Here is a 22,646-nt window from a genome sequence, read left to right on the forward strand (position 1 = left end):
GATCGCTCACCGTGACCCAGCGGCGGCTGGGTCGGGACTGGCGGCTGGCGACACTGTTCCTGGCACCGATGGCCCTGCTGGTCGGCGTTCTCGTGCTCGTGCCGATCGGCAGGTCGATCCTCACCAGCACCACCGAACGGCACGGGCAGGACACCGTGTTCGTCGGCCTGGACAACTACCTGGCGCTCGTCGGCGACGACCAGTTCCACACCGGCGTGGTGAACTCGTTCGTCTTCACCGCGTACGCCGAGATCTTCAAGGTCGTGCTGGGTCTGTCCGCGGCCCTGCTGCTGCATCATCGCCGTCGCGGGCGGGCCCTGCTGACCGGGCTGCTGCTGGTCCCGTGGGTGGTGCCGACGGTGGTGACGGCGTTCAGCTGGCGCTCCCTGCTGGACCCGATCTTCGGCAGCGTGAACACGCTGCTCACCGCGACCGGAATCGGGCCGCTGCTGGCCAGCGCGCACCTGGTCGACAGCTGGCCGGCGGGTTGGCTGTCCGACCCGGAGCTGGCCATGCCGTCGGTGATCCTCGTCAACGTCTGGAAGGGGGTGCCGTTCTTCACCGTGTGTTTCCTCGCGGGGTTGAAGGCCATCCCCGCGGACCTGTACGAGGCGGCGACCATCGACGGCGCCTCGTCGGTGCAGCGGTTCATGAACGTGACGCTGCCCGGGTTGCGTCACGTGCTCACCGTGACGGTGACCCTGTCGTCGATCTGGACGTTCAACAACTTCGACCTCGTCTGGCTGCTGACGCAGGGCGGCCCCGGCGACGTGACAGCGCCGTACGTGCTCATCGCCTACTCGAAGGCGATCCTGCAACTGCAGTACGGTGCCGGCGCGGCGGTCACGCTCGTCATGCTGCCGATCATCGGCGGGCTGGTGTTCGTCCTGGTCAGGTTGTTGCGCCAGGACACCAACATCAGGCTGCCCCGGCAACGCCAGGCGGCGTGGCGGATCGGCGCGCGGCGGTGGGCCGGAACGGTGCGGAAGGCGCTGCCGTGGGTTGTCACCGCTGTGGTCACCGGTCTGCTCTTCTGGGCGTCGCCGGAGATCTTCTGGAAGGCGGCGGTGGTCCTCGGGGTGATTCTGCTGATCGCGGTGGCGGTCGGCCGGGTGGTCTCGACCCTCCAGTCCCGGGGCGGTCGACGGTCGTCGTCGGCGGTGTCGGGTCTGGGGTCCTGGGTGGCGCTGGCCGGGTTGCTCTTCTTCGTGCTGGGCCCGCTGTACTGGATCGCCGTCACGGCCTTCAAGTCCGAGGGCCAGGTCGTCATGCGCACCGACGACCTGTGGCCGACGCCGTGGACCCTGGAACAGTTCGGTGCCCTGTTCGACAACCAGCCGTTCGGCCGCTGGTATCTCAACACCCTGCTGGTGTCCGCGGCCTCCACCGCCGTGGCGCTGATCTGTGCCGCCCTGGCGGGCTACGCGCTGGCCCGGCTGCGGTTCCGCGGGGCGCAGGGCTTCACCGTCACCGTCCTGCTCACCTACGTGATGCCGGGCGCGCTGCTGTTCATCCCGCTGTACCAGATGCTCATCGGCGCGCGGCTCACCGACTCGTTGTGGTCCCTGGTGGTGACGTATCCGACCTTCACACTGCCGTTCGCCACCTGGCTGCTGGTCGGTTACTTCTCGTCGATCCCCATCGAGTTGGAGGAGGCCGCGCTCGTCGACGGCTGCACCCGCCTCCAGGCGTTCGGCCGGGTGGTGCTGCCGCTGGCCAAGCCGGGACTGCTGGCGGTCGCGCTCTTCACCCTGACCAACGCGTGGAACGAGTTCCTGTTCGCCTTCGTGTTCATCACGAAGGACGAGTACAAGACGCTCCCCGTCGGGATGCAGTCGATGATCGCCGGAGACGTCGTCCCACAGGGACAACTCGCCGCGGCGTCGCTGCTCGTCAGCATCCCGGTGGTGATCATGTACGCCCTCGGGCAGCGCTTCCTGACCGAAGGTCTCACGGCAGGCGCGGTGAAGGGGTGAGCCGACGGGCCGCTGGTGCCGATCGCGCACCAGCGGCCCGGCAACGGACCGTCCCCACGACGGCTCCGGTAAGCGTCGGGGCCCGAGTCGTCGCGCACCTTCACCTCGCCGGGAGGGGACCAGGTGCCGGGGCGTGCGGCCGCCCTGAACACGGTGCGCTCACGTGGTCTCGGTTCCGGCCTGCGCCCGGGTGTAGGTGAGGAAGAGGGAGCCGCTCTCCAGGACCGTGTGCTCGGTCAGGCGCCAGGTGCGGGGTGCGAAGACGGCTTCGCGGCCGAACAGCGGAATGCCGGCGCCGACCGTCAGCGGAGCGAGCTTGACGATCAACTGGTCGATCTCCGGGTAGAGGGCCCCGGCCAGGGCACCACCGCCGATCACCCAGATGTCCTTGCCGTCGTGGCGCTTCAGCTCTCGTACCGTGGCAATGGGGTCCTCGGCGGTGACCTCGACGGCCGGGTCCGGGCTTTCGCCCAGCGTGCGGGAGAACACCAGGTGGCGCAGGTGCGGGTAGGCGTCGGTGACACCGGCCTTCAGCCCCACCTCGTAGGAGTGACGGCCTTCCAGGACGGTGTCGAACCGGCTGCCCGCGTCGGTGATGCCGAACGCCTGTCGGGCCGGACCTGGCAGGGTCTCCGGGTACTCGGCGACGAGGTGGTGCAGGTAATCGTCCGGGATGGGCCAGAAGCCGTCCGGGCCGGTGGGGTCGGGGCCGGCGATGAATCCGTCAAGCGTGACGGCGACGTAGTAGACGAGCTTGCGCACGGGCATCTCCTTGGTTCCGGCGCCGGATCCTGTTCTCGACCCGACAAGCGCAGCCTGCTCGGAACCGCGCCCGTCCGCAAGATCGTTTTTCGTCGCAGGGCTCGACGGGTTTCAGAAACCGCCGCGCGCCGACAAAACCCGACAGTCCAGCGCGTGCAGATAAGACATTCAAACGGATCGCAAGCCTAATAAAACGGCCCGATGGCGCACGAATTCGTTTGTCGGCTGCGGCTACTCTCAGCGCGCATCCATTCAGGATTCACTGACTCACGGGGAGAGCAGATGAAGCCTTGGCACCTACGCTCGCTCGTCGCAACCATGGCGGTTGCCGCGGTTGCCGTGTCGATCACCGGTCCGGCGGTAGCGGCACCCGCGACCAGTCCGGTGCTCGACGTCGCGTCCATCGCCTTCGACACCACGCAGGTTGACGTCACCGAGACCTACGCGACAGTCAATCTCCTCTGGACGATCACCAACCGCGCCACCAAGGCCCGGGGGATCAGCGGCGTTGTAGAACTACGGCAGTTCGCCGGCAACGAGCAGATCGGCCAACCCCGCACGGTCAGTTACAACCTGGACTGGGGCCGGGCACAGGTCGGGGGTTCGGGGACAGCCCAGGAGTCCACCTACACCTACCAGTTCACGGTCCCGCGCTACGCGCCCGTGGCGCAGACGGCCTGGCGGGTCACCAAGGTGACCATCGCCGACGATGTCGCGCACGCCCGCACGGTGCGCGACCCGGGCCCGGCCGCGCTCACCGTCACCCAGATCGTCGACGCCGAAGGGCCGGTCGCCGAGCAGTTGTACTTCGACTTCGACCAACCTCGCAGCTTCTACGACGACGGTTCCGGGGTGACGCTGCGCTACGCGGTGTACGTCGTCGACAACTCCGGCTTCAAGAAGGGAAAGCTCACCCTCACCGGCCCGAACGGCACGCGAATCAGCGGCACGTTCCAGCTCGCCCAGGACGGGTCGCAGTGGTCCTGCAACGGCCAGGTCGCCTGGGACCCGACGTGGGCGTCGTGCTCCGTCCCAGTCACCGTGCCGGCCGGCTCACCGTCCGGCACCTGGCGGGTCTCCCGGCTCGACCTGACCGACACTTGGGGCAACACCCGGACCGACACGTCACCGGAAGGAGCGGCTCCGGTCCAGGTGAGCCGCAACGAGGTGCTCAGCGCGTCGAACTTCGCCCTGACGAAGGCGGAGGTGAACAACTGGCGTGGTCCGGCCTCGACGGCACTCACCTTCCGGCCGCAGGGCATGGTTGGTGGCCTGACCTCGGTCGACGTCGAATTGTCGTGGTGCTCCCAACCGTCACACACCCCGGTGGTCGGTGACGACGGATCAGCCTCGGTAGAGATCGTCCTCCACTCCTCCTGGATGGGCTCCTGCTCGGTCAACGGAGTCAGGCTGACCGACGGGGCGGGCAACGTCGCCCTCTACGGCACAACGTACGGTGCTCCCGACCTCGGCCTCACCGTCACCCGAGTGAAGGACGAGAAGGCACCGGTCGTGCTCTCGGCGACGCTACCCAAGGCGACGTGGACGCAGCAGGAGACCGAGGACGCCTGGGGGCTCGGCTTCGACGTCACTGTCGAGGTGGACGAGTTCGCCAAGATCCAACAGTCCAGCGCGACGATCTACGACAGCAACGGGGAGCCCAAGGGCGGAATGTACGGCGGTCAGCACGACGACGGCACCGGCGTCTTCCGTCTCGCGGTGTCCACCGGCCGGATGGAGCCGGGGCAGTACACGATCGGTTTCTCGCTGACCGACGAGGCCGGAAACGACAGCGCTTGGGGTTATCCGAACAACGCCGGCACCCCGATTCCGAACGGTCCGCTGGTCCTGACCGTGGTGCCCGACTGACGTCCCGATCCGGCCCGGCCCACTGGGCCGGGCCGCCGGCCGTTTCGCGCATCGTGGCCGTGTCGGTCCGGGGCCCGGCCGTGACGGCAGCGCGTTCCGCCGCCACCCGAGACCGCGGTGCGGCACCTACGCGCCGGCCCGTCGGCGGTACGACAAGAGCCCGGCGTGATCCAGGACGACCACCACGAGCACCACCACCGTGGCGACCGCGCTGACCGCGAGCAGCGGCATCCGCAGGAGCCCCGCCGCGGCCGCCAACACGAACAGGGCTGCGACCCGCGGCCAGGAGAGCCGTCGGTGGATCGCCACCGAGAAGAGGATCCGCCCGATGAGGAACAGCGTCGGGCCGCTGAGGATGACGACGACAGCTGTCAGGTCGCCGGTCCGCGCGGGGTGGGCGATGCTCAGTTCGGCGCCGACGGAGGTGACGACCAGCCCGGCGATCATCACCAGGTGCACGTAGCCGGTGACGACGCCGAGCCGGGACGGGTCGGCGTGTTCGATGGCCGGGCCGAGGCGTTGGCCAGCGGGTGTGACGTAGAGCAGACCGATCAACACAGCGGTGGCGAAGACCAGCAGAAAGGCGGCGGTCTGCCGGAGGTGGAGGTCGGTGCCGGCGTACGAGAGGCCGGCGACCAGTACCAGTTCACCGAGCGCGATGATCATGATCTGTTGGTACCGCTCGGCGAAGTGCCCACCGGCGAGGTGCAACTCCTGTTGGCGGGTCCGGCCCATCAGCGGGGTGGGCCAGCCCAGTCGAGGCCCGGTGAGATCCAGGGCGAGGGCGAGCAGCCAGAGCGGCACCCGCCAGTCCGGCAGGAGCCCGCCAGCCAGCCACGGTACGGCGGAGACGCTGAACCAGCAGAGGATCCGCAGCGTTCGAGTCTGCCTCGGATGACCGCGTAACGCGAAGGTCGTGACCACACCTCGGGCGATGTGCACCGAGACGTACGCACCGGCGAAGAGCAGACCCCTCCCGTCCAACGCCTGCGGTATCGCCACCCCGACCAGCAGGGCGCCCAGCGCTGACGCGACCAGCAACCACCGCACCGCGGGGCTCTCCGGGTCGTACCAGTCGGCGAACCAGGTCGTGGGCACCCAGATCCACCAGATCCCGGTCAACAGCAGGGCGGTCCGCAGCGCGCCGGCCACGGTGAGGTCGTGCAGCAGGTGCTCGGCCAACTGGCTGAGAGCGAGCACGAACGCCAGGTCGAAGAAGAGCTCCAGGAACGAGGCGCTCAGTGGCGAGTCGCTGCCCCGCAGCAGCCGGTCAGCTCGGCTCGCCATCGGCGCTCCCCCCGGAGGCACACCCGCCCTGCCTCCGTCGTACCACTGGAAGCCGGTCGACGAGACGAAAACGGCTGGGTGACGACCCGCCGCCCCCTCGTGTCGTTGATCCGGCAGCGCCCATGGTCGTCGCTGACCACGGTGGGGGCACCGACTCAACGAGGAGGTAAGCCGATGACCGCTCAGCGCGAGACCGTGCAGGTCGACAACGACCTGTTCCGCGCCGTGTACGACTCGCCCGCGTCACTGCCCGGCCGACACCGCTGGACCACCCCGGAGTCGGACGTCCGGCGGTTGGAGAAGCTGCTCGGCATGCCCGCGCGCAGCATCGGGGCGCCGCTCTGGGTCAGCGGCGACGAACCGGACTGCCCGAAGTGCGGGCGACGGGTCACCTGGTACGACATCGTCTCGTCGGCGCTCTCCGGGCTGCACGACAAGGCCATGATCGCCACGGTCATCCTCGGCGAGCGCAAGTACGTCAACACCGAGATCCCCGATGCCATCGCCGGCGTGCGCTGCTCCGACTGCCACACCGCGATCGACGGCCTGCGCAGCTTCAAGTGCCACAACTGGGCGTACGCCTTCGAGGCGTTGGAGGCCGTCCGCGAGCGGATGGCCGGCGGTCCCGTGCCGGCCTGAGCCGGGGTGGGTCGGTCGGCCGAGCGACGGGTGGCTCAGTCGGCCGAGCGACGCGTGGCTCAGTCGCCGAGCGACGCGTGGCTCAGTCGCCGAGCGACGCGTGGCTCAGTCGGCCGAGCGACGCGTGGGGCGGCGGCCGGGCGGGGAGGCCGGTTCCGGCCCGGGGTCGGGCACCTGCGGCATCGGCACGGTGACCGCCTCGGCACCGGTGATCCGTACCGACTCGCCGTGGTGCCACACCTCGATCTCGGTGTCGGAGGCGGCGTCGGGCAGTTCGTAGCGGGCCTCGGTGGGAGTCAGCGTGACCCGCAGCCGGTGGCCGCGCCACCGCAGGCTGAACGCCAACCGGTCGATCCGACGCGGCAGCCGCGGGTCGAACGAGAGCACCCCGCGGTCGTCGCGCAGCCCGCCGAAGCCCTGCACGAGTGCCAGCCACGCGCCGGCCAGCGAGGCCAGGTGCAGCCCGTCGGCGGTCTTGTCGCCCAGGTCGGCCAGGTCTTGAAGGACCGACTCGGCGAACAGGTCGTACGCCAGGTCCAGGTGCCCGACCTCGGCGGCCAGGACGGCCTGCGGCGCGGCCGACAGCGACGAGTCGCGGACCGTGCGGGCCTCGTAGTAGGTCAGGTTGCGGGCCTTCTCCGCGGCGGTGAACTCACCGGGGCAGAGCTGCATGGCGAGCACCAGGTCGGCCTGCTTCACCACCTGCTTGCGGTACAGCTCCAGGTACGGGAAGTGCAGCAGCAGCGGGTAGTCGTCCTCGCCGGTGTTCGCGAAGTCCCACTCGGGCTGCTCGGTGAAGCCGGCAGCCTGCTGGTGCACCCCGCGCTCGTGGTCGTACGGGATGGCCATCGCGTCTGCGGCGGCCCGCCAACCGACCACCTCGTCGTGGTCCACGCCGAACCGACCGGCCAGATCGGGGTGACGCTCGGCGGCGTCCGCCGCGCCCCGCAGGTTGCGCTTGGCCATCAGGTTCGTGAAGACGTTGTCGTCGACCAGCGCGGCGTACTCGTCCGGGCCGGTCACCCCGTGCAGGTGGAAGCCGCCGTCGCCCGACCAGTGGCCGAAGCCGTGCCAGAGCCGGGCCGTCTCCACCAGCAATTCCAGCCCCGCGTCGGCGAGGAAGCGCTGGTCGTCGGTGGCCGCCAGATAGCGCAGCACCGCGTCGGCGATGTCGGCGTTGACGTGCAGCGCGGCCGTGCCGGCCGGCCAGTAGCCGGAGCACTCCCGGCCGCCGATGGTGCGCCACGGGAAGGTGGCGCCGGTCAGCCGCAGTTCGCGGGCCCGCTCCCGGGCCTCCGGCAGGTGCGCGTGCCGCCAGGTCAGCGCCGAACGGACCACCGCCGGGGCCAGGTAGGTGAGCACCGGCAGGACGTAGCTCTCGGTGTCCCAGAGGACGTGCCCGTCGTAGCCGTTGCCGGTCAACCCCTTGGCCGAGATGGTCCGGTCCGAGTCCGGCCGACCGGCCTGGATCAGGTGGAACATCGCGAACCGAACTGCCTGCTGAAGCTCGTGGTCGCCGTCGAGCTGCACGTCGGCGACCTGCCAGGCCGCGTCCAGGGCGGCCCGTTGGTCGGTGAGGAGAGCGTCGAAACCGTCGGCGCGGGCCGCGTCCGCCTCGGCGGAGACCAGGGCCGCCAACTCGTCGGCGGGTACGCCGTCGACAGCCGCCCACTCGTACGCGGCGAACTTCGTCAGCCGCAGCCGCTCCCCCGGATGCAGGCGACCCGTCACGGTCAGCCGTACCCGGTCCGGGGTGCAGTCGCCGGTGGTGGTGATCGTGTCCGGCCCGTCCACGAGGTGACTGACCGCGACCGCCACGCGCTGGCCGCTGCGCTCCGTACGGTGCACCAGCACCCCGTCGAGGCCGTTCGCGTCGTACGACTCGGCGGTCAGCGGGTCGGTGGGCACCGAGGCCGCCCGGGGGTCGTCCGAGCGCTCCGGCACCTTCTCGTTGGCCAGCAGGTCGGAGCAGACCCGCAGCTCGACGGGGCTGTCCAGCGCCTCGACCTCGTACCGGATTGCAGCCACCGGACGGCGCGGCAGGGACACCAGCCTGGTGCTGCGGATCCGCACCCCCTTTCCGGCAGGGGAAATCCACTCGGTGTCCCGACGCAGCACACCGGTACGCAGGTCGAGCACCCGTTCGTGGCTGCGCAGCGTCCCGGTCCGGATGTCCAGCGGCTCGTCGCCGACCCAGAGCCGGATCAGCGCGGCGTTCGGCGCGCTGATGACCGCGTCGCTCTCCTGCGGGAACGCGTACCCCTGCTCGGGGTAGCTCAGCTCGCGACGCTCGTGCAGGCCGTTGACGTAGCTGCCCGGCATCCCGCACGGCGCGCCCTCGTCCAGGACACCGCGCCAACCGACCCACCCGTTGCCCAGCGCGAAGATTGACTCGGTCTCGCCGAGCCGGTCCAGATCAGCCGCCGTACGCCGGATTCGCCACGTCTCGTCGTCTCCCGTCAAGGCAGCGGGCGGCGGTTGATCGGTGGCCGAACTGCTGTGCACGAAGCCTCCTGTGGATGCCGACGTCCCTGACCAGCCAAGCAGAGCCGGCTGTACGAATGCTGGACGAAGGTCGTGCCGGCGGACCGACCTTCGACAGCGGCGGTGCCCTCTGCCGCGTTCCTAGGGTGTCTCCAAGATGAACGGGGTATGAACATGGAGTGAGGTGAGGCATGGCCGACAACGGCAGCATTGACGTTCCGGAGATCAGCGCCGAGTGGTACCGCGACGTCGTCGACGCCGCCGCCGCCAGCCCAGAGCCGGTGCAGTGGTTCGTCGGGCACGCGACCGAGGGGGTGATCCTGCTGCTCGGCGCGCTACTGCTGATCGCCGCGCTGGGCCGCCGCTCCGGCGGCCCGCGCGACCGGGCACTCGCGCTGATCTCGCCGCTGCCGGCCCTCCTGGCGTACGTGGGCAGCGAATGGTTCAAGACCGTGGTGGACGAGGATCGCCCCTGCCGGACGGTCGGCCGGGCAATCATCGCTGGCGTTTGCCCACCCCCGGGTGACTGGTCGTTTCCCAGCAACCACGCCACGGTGGCCGGCGCGCTGGCGGTCACCACGCTGCTGCTCTCCCGCCGGCTCGGACTGGTCGCGCTGCCGCTGGCCGCGCTCGGCGCCTTCTCCCGGGTCTTCGTGGGTGTGCACTACCCGCACGACGTCATCGCAGGCGTGCTGTTCGGCGCTCTGGTCGCCGTGGTGGCAACCCCGCTGCTGGCCCGACCCACCACCGAGTTGCTGCGTCGCCGATCCCGGACCCCGATCCCGAAGCTGGCCGGCCGCCCCCACCCCTGACCCGCCATCCACTGGCCGGGGTCAGAGTGACAGCAGGAGTGCCCCCACCGTGCCGAGCAGGAGGAACGGGCCGAAGGGCAGATGTGTGCTCCAGCGTGCCCGGCGGGCGGCGAGCAGACCCACGCTCAGCAGTGCGGACAGCCCGAAGGCGAGCAGCATCCCGAGTACCAGCACGGGCCAGCCGTACCAGCCGAGCAGGGCTCCCACGCTGAGCGCCAACTTGGCGTCGCCCAGCCCGAAGCCACGACGCCCGAGCAGCAACGTGGTGCTGGCGAAGAACAACGCCAGACCGGCCCCGGCGAGGACCGCCCGCAGCCAGTGCCCGGGCTCGGCGTCGAGAGCGGCGACGCCGAGCAGGAGCCAGGTCCCGGCAGCCGCCGGCAGGGTGAGCCGATCCGGCAGGCGGTGCACGGCGAGGTCGACGAGGACCGCCGGGATCGTCCAGCCCAACCACCAGGCCAGCGCCGGCAGCGCCCCGCCCGAGGCGCCGGCCAGAGCGAGCAGCAGCGCCACCGCGGCGAGCACTGCCACCTCGACCGCGCCGGGAGGCGGGCCGACCCGCGCCCGGCAGCGACCGCACCGGGCCGTCGGCCCGAGCGCCGGCCAGGACCGGGTCAGGTCGATCGGCGCGCCGCAGGCGTCGCAGCCGGTCCGGCTGGGCATGCCCGGGGGTACGGCGTAGCGCAGCGCGGCCATGCGTATCAGCGGGCCGACCGCGAGGATCGCGAGCACCGTCGACAGCCGCATGCGGGCCGCCGCCGGAACGTGGTCCGTCGTGCGGCCCTGATCCGACGCCCGGCGAGCGGGTTCCGTCGCGCCGCCGGTCGGCGGGTTCGCCGGGCTCCGATCGGGTGGGTTCTCCCGCCCCGGGACAGCCGCGGGGGGGCCGGTCAGCGCCATGTCGCCTCCGGTACGCCGGCGCACTCCCCCATGAAGGTGAACACGGATCGTGACTGGACGATCGTCACGGTGTGGCGGATGGCGCAGAAAGCGACAGTGCCGCCCGGTCGTCGAAGGGCACCGTCGGCCTGGTACGGGCCGGCCAGCTCGTCGCCCGAGCCAGACCCCCGGCAGGCCGGCGGTGCCGTTGGGATGCCGGGATCAGGCCGCGATGTCCCACTCCTGGGGACGACGGCGGGGCATCGGCGACAGTGCCCGCCCCGGCGACGTCCGATCTCCGACGGCCCCTCGCCCGGCAATCGCCCGGTGCACGGTGCGGACACCCACCACCACCACCTGTCATCACTCAGAGTGTTCGCTTGAATTGCCTCTGTTGCATCGGCGAGCGTCAGCCTATGCTCGCCCCTTGGGTGTGATGCAAGCCTCACCTCGACAACCGGAAGACATAGGACCCTGCATTTGTAGAAGATCCGTAACGGTGAATGCAGAAGCGCAATGAACGGCTCCGGATGTGCTGATCCGGGCGCGTTTCCGCATGCCCGACGGCGGTGACCCCTCACCGTTCCGGGCGACCACGAGGAGGCTCGACGGTGCGCGGACGGCAGCTCAGACGAGCGGCAATCTGCCTGCTGGCGGTCGTGGCGGCAGCGCCACTCACCGCCTGCGCCAGCGGACGGGAGTCGGTCGAACGACCGGTGGCACCCCGTGCGGACGAACAACGGACCGATCCCGAGATCGATCGGCAAGCCGCCGAAAAGGCGGCACTTGACGCTTACTCCGGTTATCTCGCGGCCTCGCGCACGGCGAGCGGACGCAGCGATCCACGGGCGCCGGAACTCACCCGGTATCTCGCTGATCCACTTCTCACTCGGGTCCAATTGTCCATTCGCGACGCTAAGGAGCACGGCGCTATGCGTACCGGGACGGTGAAGTCCGACCCGACCGTGATCGCGGTCAGCCTGGACGCGAAGCCGGCCACCGTGGAGATCCAGGACTGCCTGGACACGACCGGCTACCGGCTGGTCTTCGCCAAGGACAAGCGCGTGGTCCCCGGCAGCGGAGGCGGCAAACACTTCGCCACCGCCACCGCGACCCGGTATCCCGACGGGCGCTGGCTGATCAACTCCGGCACGACGCACCGGGACCAGCCGTGCTGACGTCCGGAGCACGGCCACGCCGCGCTGGCACATCCCGGCGGGTTCTTGCCGGGGTCTGCCTCGCCCTCCTGCTGGTGGTCGGCGCGACCCCGCCGGCAGCCGCCGCTGCTCAACGCGCCGACCCGGGAGCGGGCTGCACGCCCGACCAACCGGACTGCAACGTCTGGGACGACGAGCCCGGCAACCCGGGGGACCCGGGCGGGGGCGGTGACGACGGTGGAGACGACGGCGGCGGGGGCGGAGGCGGAGGCGTCTGCCGGTGGAACGGGCGGACGATCCCCTGCTACGACGAGTTCAAGGGTTGGTTCAACAGCGGGGACGGCTGCTACTACAAGTTGGCCACGCCGCAGCCCGAGGCACCCGAGGGTCAGCAGTGGTACGTGCAGACCTGCAACGGCGGCGAAGACGTGGGCAACCAGACCACAGTGTTGCTGGACGAGCCCCCGGGCGGCTTCGGCGCACCACCCAACCCGGAGGAGCTGGCCCGTCGCGCCCTCGCCTCGATCAAGTTGCTGCCGGCGCCCCTGAAGGTCGCACCCCGCAAGAACATCGGCCCCGGCCTGGTCGGCCTGCCGGTCTGGATGTGGGCGGATCCGGGGCCGAACTACTTCGGCCCGATACACGCCGACGAAAGCGACCGTGGCTTGACCGTCTACATCGAGGCGAAGGTCGACCGGATCGTCTGGGACATGGGCAACGGCGACAAGGTCACCTGCGACGACGCCGGAACCGAGTACACGTCGACGGGTCAGCGGGCAGGTAGCACCTCGCCCGACTGCGGCTACGACAAGGGCTACCAGAAGGCCGACACCTACCGGGTCACCGCCGCCACGCACTGGTCGGTGACCTGGTGGACCAACACCGACCCCACCAGACGGGTGATCCCGCAGACCCGGAACAGCGGCGTCGTCCAGATCCAGATCAACGAACTCCAGGTGGTCACCAGATGAGCCTCGCGACCCGCAACGGCACCCCACCGGTCGACCCGCCGGTCACCCCGCCGACAGTGGTCCGGCAGCGGCGGGTACGCCCCGGGCTGCTCGGTCTCGCCGTACTCCTGATCGCTCTCGGTGGGCTCGGTGCGGCGTTCGCGGTCACCTCGGTCCGGGCCACCGGCAGCTACCTGGCGGTGGCCCGACCGGTGGAGGTGGGTCGCGAGATCAGCGCCGCCGACCTGGTCAGTGTGCAGGTCGCCGGTGGTCAGGGGTTGCGTCCGGTGCCCGCCGGGCGGCTCGACGAGGTGGTCGGCAAACGCGCCGCGGTGGCGCTGGTTCCGGGCACCCTGCTCACGCTGGGCCAGGTCACCGACGACCCGTTGCTCGGCCCCGGCCAACAGCAGATCGCGCTCGGCCTGAAGACCGCCCAGGTGCCGGCCCGCGAGCTGCACCCCGGCGACAAGGTCCTGCTGGTGAGCACCCCGGACCGCAGCAACACCACCGGGGACGCGGCAGCAGCCGCCGGCACGAGGTTCTCGGCCACCGTGATCGACATGGTCAGCCCGGCAAACAACGACAAGGTCCTGTACCTGGCGCTGGTCACCCGCGACGTGCCGGCGGTGGTGGCGCTCGCCGCACAGAACCGGCTCGCCGTCGTACTGACCGAGACGGCCTGAGCATGGCGATCATCGCGCTGGTGTCGGCGAAGGGCTCGCCCGGCGTCACCACCTCGGCGCTCGCCTGCGCGCTGACCTGGCACCGACGGCTGGTCCTCGCCGAGTGCGACCCGGCCGGCGGCTCGATCCTCGCCGGCTACCTCGGTGGTCAACTGGACGGGCCACGCGGTCTCGGCGAGCTGGCCGTCGGGGAGCTCCGCGACGGCAACCTGGAGACCGCGTTCTGGTCGCAGCTCGTCGACCTGGACGCACCCCGTCGGGAACGACTGCTGCTGCCCGGGCTCGTCGACCCCGCCCAGGGCGGCAGTGTCACCCCACTCTGGCAACGCTTCGCCGACTACTTCGACGCACTGGACAGTGGCACCCCCGGCTACGACGTCCTGGTCGACTGTGGTCGGCTGCACGTCAACGGGCCGCCCTGGCCGGTGCTCCGGGCCGCGTCGGTGGTGCTGCTGGTGACCCGGGCGCACCTGCCGGACCTCTCCGGCACCCGCGCGGTGGTCACCGCCATCGAACGGGACTTCGCCGAGCACCGGGTGCCGCCGGGCACCCTGCGGCTGCTGCTGGTCGGTGACGGCCACGGACGAGCCGAGATCAGCCGCGCCCTGAAACTGCCGGTGATCGCACGGCTGCCGCACGACCCGCGTACCGCCGGGGTGTTGGACCTGGGTGGAACCGTGCGGGCCGGACGGCCGCTGATGCGCGCGGCCAGCGCGCTGGAGGTGCCGATCGGCGCGCTGTTGGAGCGACGGCGCGCCCGGTTGGCGTGGCCCGTGCAGCAGGGGGTGCCGGATGCGGTTTGAGCCGGTCTCCGCCGACCCCCGTCAACAGCCACCGGGCGTCACCTCCACCGCGCCGCCACTGGCCGGCCCGAACGGCCGGCACCACCAGCACGGCCCGGTGCCGCAGCCGCAGCCCACCGCCACCGCGCAACCGGAACTGGCACCCCGACCCCGGATAGACTTCCAGGTGGTCCGGGAACTGCGTCGGGAACTCACCGAGCGGCTCACAGTGTGGCAGCGTGGCCGGGAGTTCACAGTCGACGAGGAGGACACCGAGCGGGCCCGACTCGCCGTCACTGTCGTCGCCGCGTACGCGGACTCCGTACGCCGGGCCGGCACTCCGATGGCCGCCGGTGAGGAACGTCTGCTGCTCGACCAGGTGACCGCCGAGCTGGTCGGGCTCGGCCGGCTACAGACCCTGCTGGTCGACGACACCATCGAGGAAGTGCACATCCTCGGCTGCGACCAGGTACGCATCACCCGGCACGGCGGCGGGGTCGACTGGGCCGAGCCGATCGCGGACAGCGACGCCGAGTTGGTGGAGATCCTCCAGGCGGCGGCCCGTCGGGCGGGCGCCACCGAGCGGTCCCTGTCCACCGTGAAGCCCACCCTCGACCTGCAACTGCCCGACGGCAGCCGGCTGGCGGCGGTGTTCCTGGTCAGCCACCGTCCGTACGCGGTGATCCGCAAGCACAACACCCTGGACGTGGGCTTGGACGACGTGGCGGGCGCCCGGGGCGACCTGGACGAGATGATCGACCCGCTGCTGCGCGACTTCCTCCGCGCGGCGATGCGCGCCGGCCTGAACATCATGGTCGCGGGCCTGGCGGGGGCCGGTAAGACCACGATCATCCGGGCCCTGATGAACGAGATACCGCCGGACGAGCCGTACGTGCTGCTGGAGGAGAGCCGCGAGCTGCTACCGGCCCGCCGCCGGGAGCGACACCGCGCGGTGATGAGCTTCGAGGCCCGGGAGGGGCACGGCGAGCGTGGCTTCGACGGCCGCCCGGCCGGCGAGGTGACCATCGCCGACCTGATCCCGCTGTCGCTGCGGATGGGTGTGCTGCGCATCATCGTGGGTGAGGTGCGGTCTTGGGAGATCGTGCCGATGCTCCAGGCGATGACCACCAGCCGTGGCTCGATGTGCACCATCCACGCCCGCACCGCCGCCGGGGTGGGTGAACGGATCGTCGAATTGGCGCTCGCGCACGGCCGGGAGATGACCGTCGACCAGGCCCGCCGGATGGCCGGCAACGCCCTCGACCTGATCGTCTACGTCACCGTCGAGGACGAGACCGCGATCGGCGGACGCAAACACCGGTTCGTCTCGCACGTCGAGGAGGTGATCGGGGCCGGCGAGGCCGGTCGGATCACCACCACCACCGTCTTCGGGCCCGGCCCGGACGGCCGCGCGGTCCCGAGGCACCTGCCGGAGCGGGTCCGTGACCAGCTGCTGCGGGTGGGGTACGACGTGCGGCTGCTGACCAGGTGGATCGAGGCTGGTGCCGGTGCCTGGCGGCGACCCCGGCAGACCCGACTGGCCCGGCGGTGACGTGATGGGCAGCCTGGAACTGATCGCGGTGATCTCCGGGGCCGCCTGTGTGGCGGGCCTGCTGCTGGCCGTGGTGGCGTTGGTCGGCACCCGTCGACCCCCCGGGCCGCAGCCGGGTGGTGGGTCCAGCCTCGGTCGGCTGTGGCGCGGACCTGGCAGCACGCCCGTCGAGCAGAGGTCCTACCAGGCGCTGCTGGTCGCCGCGCTGGTCGCGGGCGCGTTGGCGTTCCTGTTGACCGGGCTGCCCGTGGTGGGTCTCCTGGTGGCGGTCGCGGTGCCCGGCACCCCGTGGCTGTTCGGCGTGGGCAAGGCCGAACAGCGGGCGATCGCCCGGATCGAGGCGGTCGGCGAGTGGACCCGCCGGCTCAAGGACGTCTCCAGCACCGGGCAGGGCCTCCAACAGTCGATCATCGGCACGATCGGCAGTGTGCCGCCCGGCATCGAGGACGAGGTACGGCTGCTCGCCGCCCGTCTACAGGCCGGCTGGATGGCCCGCTCCGCGCTGCTGGCGTTCGCCGACGAGATCGCCGACCCGGTCTGCGACCAGGTGGTCGCGGCGTTGATCCTGCACCTCTCCGACCGGGGTGAACGGCTCGGTGACGTGCTCGGCTCGATCGCCGGCGCGGCGTCGGCGGAGGTGGCGACCCGCCGGGAGATCGAGGCCAAGCGCACCCAGCCCCGGTTCGCGGTCCGCTTCCTCACCGGAATGACCCTGGCGACCCTCGCGTACGGGCTGATCAACACCGAGTACATCGAGCCGTACGGCACACCTGTCGGTCAGGTGGTGATGGCTGTCCTCGGTGCCGCCTTCATCGGCCTGCTGGCCTGGGTGCGGTCGATGAGCCAGCCGCAGCGGCCGGCCCGGTTCCTCCCGGCGCCCGACCCGAGCGAGGTGATCGCATGATGGTCAACTGGCAGTTGGTCACCGCGGTGTGTGGCGGGGCCGGCATCGGGTTGGGCGTTTTCCTGGTGATCCGGGAGCTGGTACCGGCGACTCCGGCGCTCGGGCCGGCGCTGCGCCGGCTGCACCAGCCGCCGGGCACCGGCCAGGTCGCCGCGCCCACCTCCCGTCGGTTGGACTGGTTGACCGGGTTCTCCCGCTGGCTGCGGCCACCCCACCGGCAGCTCGCCCTGATCGGCCAGACCTCTGAGCAGTACGCGCTGTCCGTGCTGCTCTCCGCGCTGATCGGGCTGGCCATGCCCACAGTGCTCGGGGTGGCGTTGGTGGTGGTCGGCGTCTCGATCCCGCTCGTCGTACCGGTGCTCGGCAGCCTCGGCCTGGCGATGGTCGGCGGCCTGCTGGCCCACCGTGCCGTGTTGACCAAGGCCGCCGCCGCCCGCGACGAGTTCCGTCAGGCGGTCTGCACCTACCTGGATCTGGTGGCGTTGCAGCTCTCGGCGGCGCACGGGCCGGTGCAGTCGTTGGAACGGGCCGCGGCGGTCTGCGACGGCTGGGTGTTCGACCGGCTCCAGGAGTCGCTGCGGATCGCCCAAATGCAGATGCACGCGCCCTGGGACGAGCTACGCGACCTCGCCGACAAGATCGGAATCCCGGAGCTGGGCGACGTCGGTGCGATCATGCGTTCCTCCGGTAGTGAGGGCGCACAGGTGCACGAGACCCTGCGCAGCAGGGCCGACTCGTTGCGCGACCAGATCCGCACCGACAACCTCGCCCGCGCCGAGGCGGTCACCAGCAAGCTCGACATCCCGGGCGCGCTTCTCGTCTTCGTGCTGCTCGGCTTCGTCGTCTATCCGTTCATCGCCCGTATCTGACCCCACACCCGAAGGAGCACGTCATGTCCATCCTCAGCTATTTGCACGTCGTGCTGACGACGCGCCTGGCCGAGCTGCGCCGCGACGGCGAGCGCGGCGACAGCCCTGTCCCCACCGCTGTGATCATCTTCGGGCTCGTCTTCGTGGCCACGATCGTCACCGGGCTCGCTTTGAGCAAGGCCAACGACTGGATGACCAACATCCCGGGTCACGAGAACCCGACGGCCCCGAAGTAGCCACCATGAGCGGAGCAGCGCGCCCGAGGTCACGCCGGACGGTCACCGCCGTCCGGCGTCGCCTCGCGGGCGTCGACCGGGAGCGAGGGGCCAATCCGGTCGAGCTGGCCGTGATGATGCCGCTGATCCTGGTGCTGCTCTTCGCGTCGATCCAGATCGCGGCCGTCTTCCTTGCCCGCTCCACCGCGTTGAACGCCGCGCAGAGCGGCGTCAACGCACAGCGGTCCTATCAGGCGGCGGGCGGTGTCGGGGTGGAGAGCGCCACCCAGTTCCTGGAGGCCGCCGGCGGCTGGCTGGTGGGCTGGAAGGCGACCAGCCCGAGCTGCGTGGTCATCGCCGACATCGAGGTGACCTGCACGGTGAGCGGCCGGTCCCTGTCGGTGATACCGGGCGTGGACTTCGCGGTCCGGCAGACCGCCCACGGGACGGTGGAGAGGGTGACCCCGCCGTGAACCGCACCGCCGAGCGCGGCTCGGTCTCCATCGAGGTGGCGGTGCTCGCGCCCGCGTTCATCGCGCTGATGGTGCTGGCCGGCATGGCGGGGCGTACCGCGCTCGCCGCGGAGGCGGTCGAGGCCGCCGCTCACGACGCCGCCCGGGCCGCCTCGATCTCCCGGGGGTCGAGCGCCGCGGAGACCGCAGCGCGGGAGGCCGCCCAGAAGCAGTTGGACTGGCACGGTCTGGCCTGTAGGGGCGAGTTGGATCCCGAGTTCGAAAGCTCGGTGGGCACGGTGACAGCCGCCGGCTTCGACCACGCTTTCACCAGCGATGTCGGTCAGGACGCCACAGTGACGGTGGAAATCGTCTGCCTGGTGTCGTTCGACGACATCCTGCTCGGCATCCTGCCCGGGATGCCCGGCGAGAAGAGGGTTTCCGCGACGTTCACCTCGCCGCTGGACCGGTACCGGAGCCGGCAATGACCGCCAGCGGGCCCACACCCGACCACTCGCACTCGGGTGAGCACGGCCGGGTGAGCATCTTCCTCGCGGTGACGATGATCGGAGTGCTGGCCATCATCGGCCTCTCTTTCGACGGCGCCGGGCAGCTCCGCACCCTGCAACGCGCCCAGAACCTGGCCGCCGAGGCGGCGCGGGCCGGCGGCCAGGCCATCGACCGGGCCACCGCCATCGAGGGCGGACCGAAGCGGATCGACCAGGAAGAGGCGGTCAAGGCGGTCGCCAACTATTTGGCCGTCGCCGGCACCGCCGGTCACACCGTGAGCTTCCCGCAGGTCGGCGGGGAAACCCGGATCCGGGTGACAGTCACCATCACCTACCACCGCTCGATGCTCGGACCGTTTGTCAGTAGCAAGACGGTCGCCGTGACCGGCGAGGCGACCGCGAGTGCCATCACCGCCGCAGCACCGTAGGAAGGAAGGCAGCCATGCCCGCATCGGGTGGGTCCGTCGTACGACGGACCGGACGGATCCTCACCGGCGTCGGCGCGCTGGCCGTGCTCCTGTTGCTGCTGGTCGGCGCCCCGATCGCGTTGCTGGCCTTCGCCGGTAACCCCCTGCCCGACCACCTCCCCACTATCAGCGAGGTGGGCACCGCCCTGACCAGCCGGGACGACGGGCAACTCTTCCTGCGCGCACTTGCCGTGGCCGGTTGGTTCGGCTGGGCCACCTTCGCCTTCTCCGTTGTCGTCGAACTGGGCGCGCAGACCCTGCGTCGTCCTGCGCCGAGGTTGCCCGGGATGGGCCGTCAGCAGAAGGCCGCCGCCGCGCTGGTCGGCTCGGTAGCGCTGATCCTCGTCGCCAGCCCGGCTGCCGCCAGCGCTGCCGCGATCTACGGCCCTCCGGCGTACACGGGCTCGGGCACGCCGACGGTGGCCACCCTGGCCGCGCCGACCCGCGCCGGCGCGACACCGGACACGGCAGCCCCGCTGGCCCGCAGCGGGCCACTCGGGTTGGCCGGGACGGAGGTGGCCGCACCGAGCGGATCGGCGGCGAACGGCGAGGCCGCACCGGTCTACCGGGTCGCCCGGGGCGACTACCTCGGTGAGGTGGCCGAGCGTTATCTGGACGAGTTCGGCGACTACCGACAGCTCGCCAAGCTGAACAAGCTCGACGACCCGGATCGGATCCGCCCCGGCCAACTGCTCCGGCTGCCGTCGGAGGCCGCCGACCAGGGGGCCCGCGAGCACGCGAGCGGCAGACTGGTCGGCCGGCCGGCAGCCCCGAAGCCGCCCGCGCCCCGGCCGGCGCCCGAACGGGCCGCACCGGAGCGGGTGGAGACGACACCACCCAGCGGTACGCAGTCAGCGGGCCAACCACCCGCGATGACTGTCGGCGCAGCCCGAGCCGGTGCGGACGACCGGGTGAACCGACCGCTCGCGGTCTCCGCTGTACTGGCCGTGGCGAGCATCGTCGGCGCGCAGATCGGCGCGGTCCTGGGCCTGCGCCGACGCCCGGCCACGGCCGGGGCGGCTCCCCGGTTGGCGACGTCCTCCCGCAAGCCGCGGGGCAGCACGTCGCGGAGCACGGGCGGCGGCAGCGCGTCGCGGAGCAGCGGCAGCGGCGGCGGCGGGGGCCGGACCACGAGCGCCGCCGGACGGACCACCGGCGCAGCGGCGGGGAGCGGGGCGGCCTGGGCCGCCAGCCGAGCAGCCGCAGCAATCGAGGCTCCGACACCACCGACCGGTCGGACGGCCGCGGCGAGCGACAACGACACCACGCCCCGCGGCAGCGGGATGGCCGCCCCCGGCAGCACGACGTTCCCCGGCGGGCACGGTCTGGACTCCGTACCGGACGGGCCACCGGTAGGCCGCCACCGACGCAGCTGACCCGGACCGGCCCGGGACAATCCGGCCCCGGCGATCTGGTGTCTTCGTCGCCCGACGACCTGCGCAGCACGCCCTGAGGGCGAGGTGTCTGGAGAGCGATATACCTGTGAGTCATAGATATGACTCACAGGTATAAGCGTCGAGAGCACCACCACCACGTCACGGAGCGGCGCAGACCGCCGAGACGTGGAGGCAGCCGTCAGGGCAGGCGGGTCTGGAGCACACCGTTCTGGATCCGGGTGGGAAGGATCTGCTGGTCGTTGCCGGACGGCCCCTGCACGACCTCACCGCCGTTGAGGCGGAACGCGCTGCCGTGCCACGGGCAGACCACACAGGCGTGACCGTCGATCTCCTGCACCTCGCCCTCGCCGAGGGGCCCGCTCTGGTGCGGGCAGCGCTCCAACATCACGGTCACCTCGTCACCGTGCCGGTAGAGGATCACCGAGATGTCGTCGTCCACCTCCCGGGTGATCAGGGTGCGCTGCGGCAGCGTCGCCATGTCGACGAGCGAGTGCCAGCCGTCGGTCATCCGGCGCAGCTCGGAGATGCTCTGGTTGACCTGCGCGCCCTGCTTGTACGCGAGGTGACCCCCGATGTACGCGCCGAGGCTGACGGTGGAGAGGCCGAGGAAGCCGAGAGCTCGACCGACGCCGTGCCGGCCGGACATCCGCGCGGCCAACGAACCTGCGTAGAGCGTCAGGCCGACGGTGTTGGCGGCGGCGTGCACCAGGCCGACGCGGCGCTGGTCCCGGGCGAGCGCCGCCCAGTCGTTCAGCCCGGCGATCGCCGCCGGCACCGCGCTGACGGTGCCCAGGCCGACCAGCATGGTGGCGGGTCGGCGTTGCCCGGGCATCAGGTCCAGCACCGCGGTGCTGATCCACGCGCCGACCGGCACCTGCACCATCGCCGGGTGTAGTGGATGCCCGATGGTCACCCCGTGCAGCAGGTCCCGCAGCCGGCGCGGACGCAGCGTGCTGAGGACGACTCGCTGCAACCGGTCACCCGTCCGGTCCAGCCTGGATGCCTGCTCAACTTTCGTCAAAAGTGCTCGCACCCGTACCGACTTCCCGGCGATGGGGGTCGCAAACCGGTCGTGGACGACAAAACTGTCACTCCGTGCGATCTTGCCGTTGCGGCTCGGCGACCACCGGCGCAACGTCGGCCGAGGTCGCAAGATCGACCGGGATTGTGGGCGCCGGGCGACGCGGGCATGCTGAGCCGATGGGTGTACGGGTGGAGCGTTCCGGGCCGGTGACGACTGTCGTGCTGGATCGGGCAGCTGCTCGCAACGCCGTCGACGGGCCGACCGCCCGGGCGCTTGCCGACGCCTTCCGGGCTTTCGAGGCCGACCCGGACGCGTCGGTCGCCGTGCTCTGGGGCGCCAACGGCACGTTCTGCGCCGGGGCGGACCTGAAGGCGATCGGCACGCCGAGCGGCAACCGGGTGGAGCCGGAGGGAGACGGGCCGATGGGTCCGACCCGGATGGCGCTGAGCAAGCCGGTGATCGCGGCGATCTCCGGGTACGCGGTGGCCGGAGGGCTCGAACTGGCGCTCTGGTGCGACCTGCGGGTCGCCGAGTCCGACGCGACGCTCGGGGTGTTCTGCCGCCGCTGGGGAGTGCCGCTGATCGACGGCGGCACCGTCCGGCTGCCCCGGTTGATCGGCGAGAGCCGGGCCATGGACCTGATCCTCACCGGCCGCCCGGTGTCGGCGGACGAGGCGTACACGATGGGGTTGGTCAATCGGGTGGTGCCACCCGGCCAGTCGCGGGCGGCGGCCGAGGAGCTGGCGGCGACGATCGCCCGGCACCCGCAGACCTGCCTCCGCAACGACCGGGCGGCGGTGCTGACCGGCGCGGGGCGAGGAGAGGCGGAGGCGCTGGCGACCGAGTTGGCGTACGGGATGGACTCGCTGGCCGCGGACGCTGCGGCCGGTGCGGCCCGGTTCGCCGCGGGCGAGGGCCGACACGGCACGACGCCGCCGGGAGGGTGGGACCTCCCGACGGCGTCGGCTACCGGGTGA

21 protein-coding genes and 1 pseudogene are annotated in these 22,646 nt (G+C 71.2%); 17 read left to right on the forward strand and 5 right to left on the reverse strand.

From position 1 onward, the window contains the following. Positions 1-11 precede the first annotated feature (11 nt). Positions 12-1,976 carry an ABC transporter permease gene (locus O3438_RS21310; protein ID WP_269681583.1) on the forward strand — a complete coding sequence of 655 codons (1,965 nt, stop codon included), beginning with the start codon at positions 12-14 and terminating at the stop codon, positions 1,974-1,976. 159 nt (positions 1,977-2,135) lie between these two features. On the opposite strand, the gene O3438_RS21315 is transcribed toward O3438_RS21310, so the two are convergent. Next, complete coding sequence (locus tag O3438_RS21315; RefSeq protein WP_269681584.1) at positions 2,136-2,738, reverse strand: dihydrofolate reductase family protein; 603 nt, start codon at positions 2,736-2,738, stop codon at positions 2,136-2,138. Positions 2,739-3,020: 282 nt separating this feature from the next. Between O3438_RS21315 and O3438_RS21320 the strand changes: the two genes are divergently transcribed. Next, positions 3,021-4,607, forward strand: coding sequence for a hypothetical protein (locus tag O3438_RS21320; protein ID WP_269681585.1), 1,587 nt, complete (start codon positions 3,021-3,023; stop codon positions 4,605-4,607). Positions 4,608-4,733: 126 nt separating this feature from the next. On the opposite strand, the gene O3438_RS21325 is transcribed toward O3438_RS21320, so the two are convergent. Further along, the gene (locus O3438_RS21325; RefSeq protein WP_269681586.1) at positions 4,734-5,894 is read right to left on the reverse strand and encodes a low temperature requirement protein A; all 1,161 of its coding nucleotides are present in this window, start codon (positions 5,892-5,894) and stop codon (positions 4,734-4,736) included. 174 nt (positions 5,895-6,068) lie between these two features. On the opposite strand from O3438_RS21325, the gene O3438_RS21330 reads away from it, so the two are divergent. Next, a complete protein-coding gene (locus O3438_RS21330) occupies positions 6,069-6,533 on the forward strand; it encodes a hypothetical protein (protein ID WP_269681587.1) in 465 nt (154 codons plus the stop codon). A gap of 105 nt (positions 6,534-6,638) precedes the next feature. Here the strand turns inward: O3438_RS21330 and O3438_RS21335 are convergent, their stop codons facing one another. Further along, a complete protein-coding gene (locus O3438_RS21335) occupies positions 6,639-9,038 on the reverse strand; it encodes a glycoside hydrolase family 65 protein (RefSeq protein WP_269681588.1) in 2,400 nt (799 codons plus the stop codon). A gap of 170 nt (positions 9,039-9,208) precedes the next feature. Between O3438_RS21335 and O3438_RS21340 the strand changes: the two genes are divergently transcribed. After that, entirely contained in the window at positions 9,209-9,829 is a 621-nt protein-coding gene (locus O3438_RS21340; RefSeq protein WP_269681589.1) for a phosphatase PAP2 family protein, read from the forward strand. A 21-nt stretch (positions 9,830-9,850) separates the two neighbouring features. Here O3438_RS21340 and O3438_RS21345 read toward each other — a convergent pair whose 3' ends face one another. Then, positions 9,851-10,576, reverse strand: coding sequence for a prepilin peptidase (locus O3438_RS21345; RefSeq protein WP_269681590.1), 726 nt, complete (start codon positions 10,574-10,576; stop codon positions 9,851-9,853). 743 nt (positions 10,577-11,319) lie between these two features. On the opposite strand from O3438_RS21345, the gene O3438_RS21350 reads away from it, so the two are divergent. The 12 genes and pseudogenes from O3438_RS21350 to O3438_RS21405 form a co-directional block, all read left to right on the forward strand. Further along, the gene (locus tag O3438_RS21350; RefSeq protein WP_442929633.1) at positions 11,320-11,886 is read left to right on the forward strand and encodes a hypothetical protein; all 567 of its coding nucleotides are present in this window, start codon (positions 11,320-11,322) and stop codon (positions 11,884-11,886) included. Further along, entirely contained in the window at positions 11,880-12,836 is a 957-nt protein-coding gene (locus tag O3438_RS21355) for a hypothetical protein (protein WP_442929634.1), read from the forward strand. Before O3438_RS21350 ends, O3438_RS21355 begins: the two co-directional genes overlap by 7 nt. Beyond that, complete coding sequence (locus O3438_RS21360; RefSeq protein ID WP_269681592.1) at positions 12,833-13,498, forward strand: SAF domain-containing protein; 666 nt, start codon at positions 12,833-12,835, stop codon at positions 13,496-13,498. Before O3438_RS21355 ends, O3438_RS21360 begins: the two co-directional genes overlap by 4 nt. Before the next feature lie 2 nt (positions 13,499-13,500). Further along, positions 13,501-14,301, forward strand: coding sequence for a ParA family protein (locus O3438_RS21365; protein WP_269681593.1), 801 nt, complete (start codon positions 13,501-13,503; stop codon positions 14,299-14,301). Further along, a complete protein-coding gene (locus O3438_RS21370) occupies positions 14,291-15,832 on the forward strand; it encodes a CpaF family protein (RefSeq protein ID WP_269681594.1) in 1,542 nt (513 codons plus the stop codon). Before O3438_RS21365 ends, O3438_RS21370 begins: the two co-directional genes overlap by 11 nt. A 4-nt stretch (positions 15,833-15,836) precedes the next feature. Beyond that, positions 15,837-16,736, forward strand: coding sequence for a type II secretion system F family protein (locus tag O3438_RS21375; protein WP_269681595.1), 900 nt, complete (start codon positions 15,837-15,839; stop codon positions 16,734-16,736). Beyond that, positions 16,736-17,605: a type II secretion system F family protein gene (locus O3438_RS21380; RefSeq protein ID WP_269683711.1), complete on the forward strand. Its 870-nt coding sequence runs from the start codon at positions 16,736-16,738 to the stop codon at positions 17,603-17,605. The genes O3438_RS21375 and O3438_RS21380 overlap by 1 nt, the downstream gene beginning before the upstream one ends. Positions 17,606-17,628: 23 nt before the next feature. Continuing rightward, on the forward strand, positions 17,629-17,841 hold the full coding sequence (locus tag O3438_RS21385) for a hypothetical protein (protein WP_269681596.1): 213 nt from the start codon (positions 17,629-17,631) through the stop codon (positions 17,839-17,841). A 5-nt stretch (positions 17,842-17,846) separates the two neighbouring features. Beyond that, positions 17,847-18,293: a TadE family protein gene (locus O3438_RS21390; protein ID WP_269681597.1), complete on the forward strand. Its 447-nt coding sequence runs from the start codon at positions 17,847-17,849 to the stop codon at positions 18,291-18,293. Beyond that, positions 18,290-18,760 carry a TadE/TadG family type IV pilus assembly protein gene (locus O3438_RS21395; RefSeq protein WP_269681598.1) on the forward strand — a complete coding sequence of 157 codons (471 nt, stop codon included), beginning with the start codon at positions 18,290-18,292 and terminating at the stop codon, positions 18,758-18,760. Before O3438_RS21390 ends, O3438_RS21395 begins: the two co-directional genes overlap by 4 nt. Continuing rightward, positions 18,757-19,209, forward strand: a complete 453-nt coding sequence (locus O3438_RS21400) for a Tad domain-containing protein (protein ID WP_269681599.1) — start codon at positions 18,757-18,759, stop codon at positions 19,207-19,209. The genes O3438_RS21395 and O3438_RS21400 overlap by 4 nt, the downstream gene beginning before the upstream one ends. A gap of 14 nt (positions 19,210-19,223) precedes the next feature. Further along, a pseudogene (locus O3438_RS21405) lies at positions 19,224-20,303 on the forward strand (LysM peptidoglycan-binding domain-containing protein); the annotation flags it as partial. A gap of 520 nt (positions 20,304-20,823) precedes the next feature. Here the strand turns inward: O3438_RS21405 and O3438_RS21410 are convergent. Further along, entirely contained in the window at positions 20,824-21,678 is an 855-nt protein-coding gene (locus tag O3438_RS21410) for a DUF2231 domain-containing protein (RefSeq protein ID WP_269681600.1), read from the reverse strand. Positions 21,679-21,845: 167 nt separating this feature from the next. Here O3438_RS21410 and O3438_RS21415 point away from each other — a divergent pair, with 167 nt between their 5' ends. Beyond that, positions 21,846-22,646 (forward strand): crotonase/enoyl-CoA hydratase family protein, encoded by an 801-nt coding sequence (locus O3438_RS21415; protein WP_269681601.1) that lies wholly within the window; start codon positions 21,846-21,848, stop codon positions 22,644-22,646.

This window comes from Micromonospora sp. WMMC250 (assembly GCF_027460215.1).
Lineage (GTDB): Bacteria > Actinomycetota > Actinomycetes > Mycobacteriales > Micromonosporaceae > Micromonospora > Micromonospora taraxaci.

Excerpts from the sequence above, each read along its gene's own strand:
- O3438_RS21320 (WP_269681585.1), top strand. The coding sequence starts at position 3,021 with ATGAAGCCTTGGCACCTACGCTCGCTCGTCGCAACCATGGCGGTTGCC.
- O3438_RS21325 (WP_269681586.1), bottom strand. The coding sequence starts at position 5,894 with ATGGCGAGCCGAGCTGACCGGCTGCTGCGGGGCAGCGACTCGCCACTG.
- O3438_RS21330 (WP_269681587.1), top strand. The coding sequence starts at position 6,069 with ATGACCGCTCAGCGCGAGACCGTGCAGGTCGACAACGACCTGTTCCGC.
- O3438_RS21340 (WP_269681589.1), top strand. The coding sequence starts at position 9,209 with ATGGCCGACAACGGCAGCATTGACGTTCCGGAGATCAGCGCCGAGTGG.
- O3438_RS21345 (WP_269681590.1), bottom strand. The coding sequence starts at position 10,576 with ATGCGGCTGTCGACGGTGCTCGCGATCCTCGCGGTCGGCCCGCTGATA.
- O3438_RS21360 (WP_269681592.1), top strand. The coding sequence starts at position 12,833 with ATGAGCCTCGCGACCCGCAACGGCACCCCACCGGTCGACCCGCCGGTC.
- O3438_RS21365 (WP_269681593.1), top strand. The coding sequence starts at position 13,501 with ATGGCGATCATCGCGCTGGTGTCGGCGAAGGGCTCGCCCGGCGTCACC.
- O3438_RS21370 (WP_269681594.1), top strand. The coding sequence starts at position 14,291 with ATGCGGTTTGAGCCGGTCTCCGCCGACCCCCGTCAACAGCCACCGGGC.
- O3438_RS21375 (WP_269681595.1), top strand. The coding sequence starts at position 15,837 with ATGGGCAGCCTGGAACTGATCGCGGTGATCTCCGGGGCCGCCTGTGTG.
- O3438_RS21380 (WP_269683711.1), top strand. The coding sequence starts at position 16,736 with ATGGTCAACTGGCAGTTGGTCACCGCGGTGTGTGGCGGGGCCGGCATC.
- O3438_RS21385 (WP_269681596.1), top strand. The coding sequence starts at position 17,629 with ATGTCCATCCTCAGCTATTTGCACGTCGTGCTGACGACGCGCCTGGCC.
- O3438_RS21390 (WP_269681597.1), top strand. The coding sequence starts at position 17,847 with ATGAGCGGAGCAGCGCGCCCGAGGTCACGCCGGACGGTCACCGCCGTC.
- O3438_RS21400 (WP_269681599.1), top strand. The coding sequence starts at position 18,757 with ATGACCGCCAGCGGGCCCACACCCGACCACTCGCACTCGGGTGAGCAC.
- O3438_RS21415 (WP_269681601.1), top strand. The coding sequence starts at position 21,846 with ATGGGTGTACGGGTGGAGCGTTCCGGGCCGGTGACGACTGTCGTGCTG.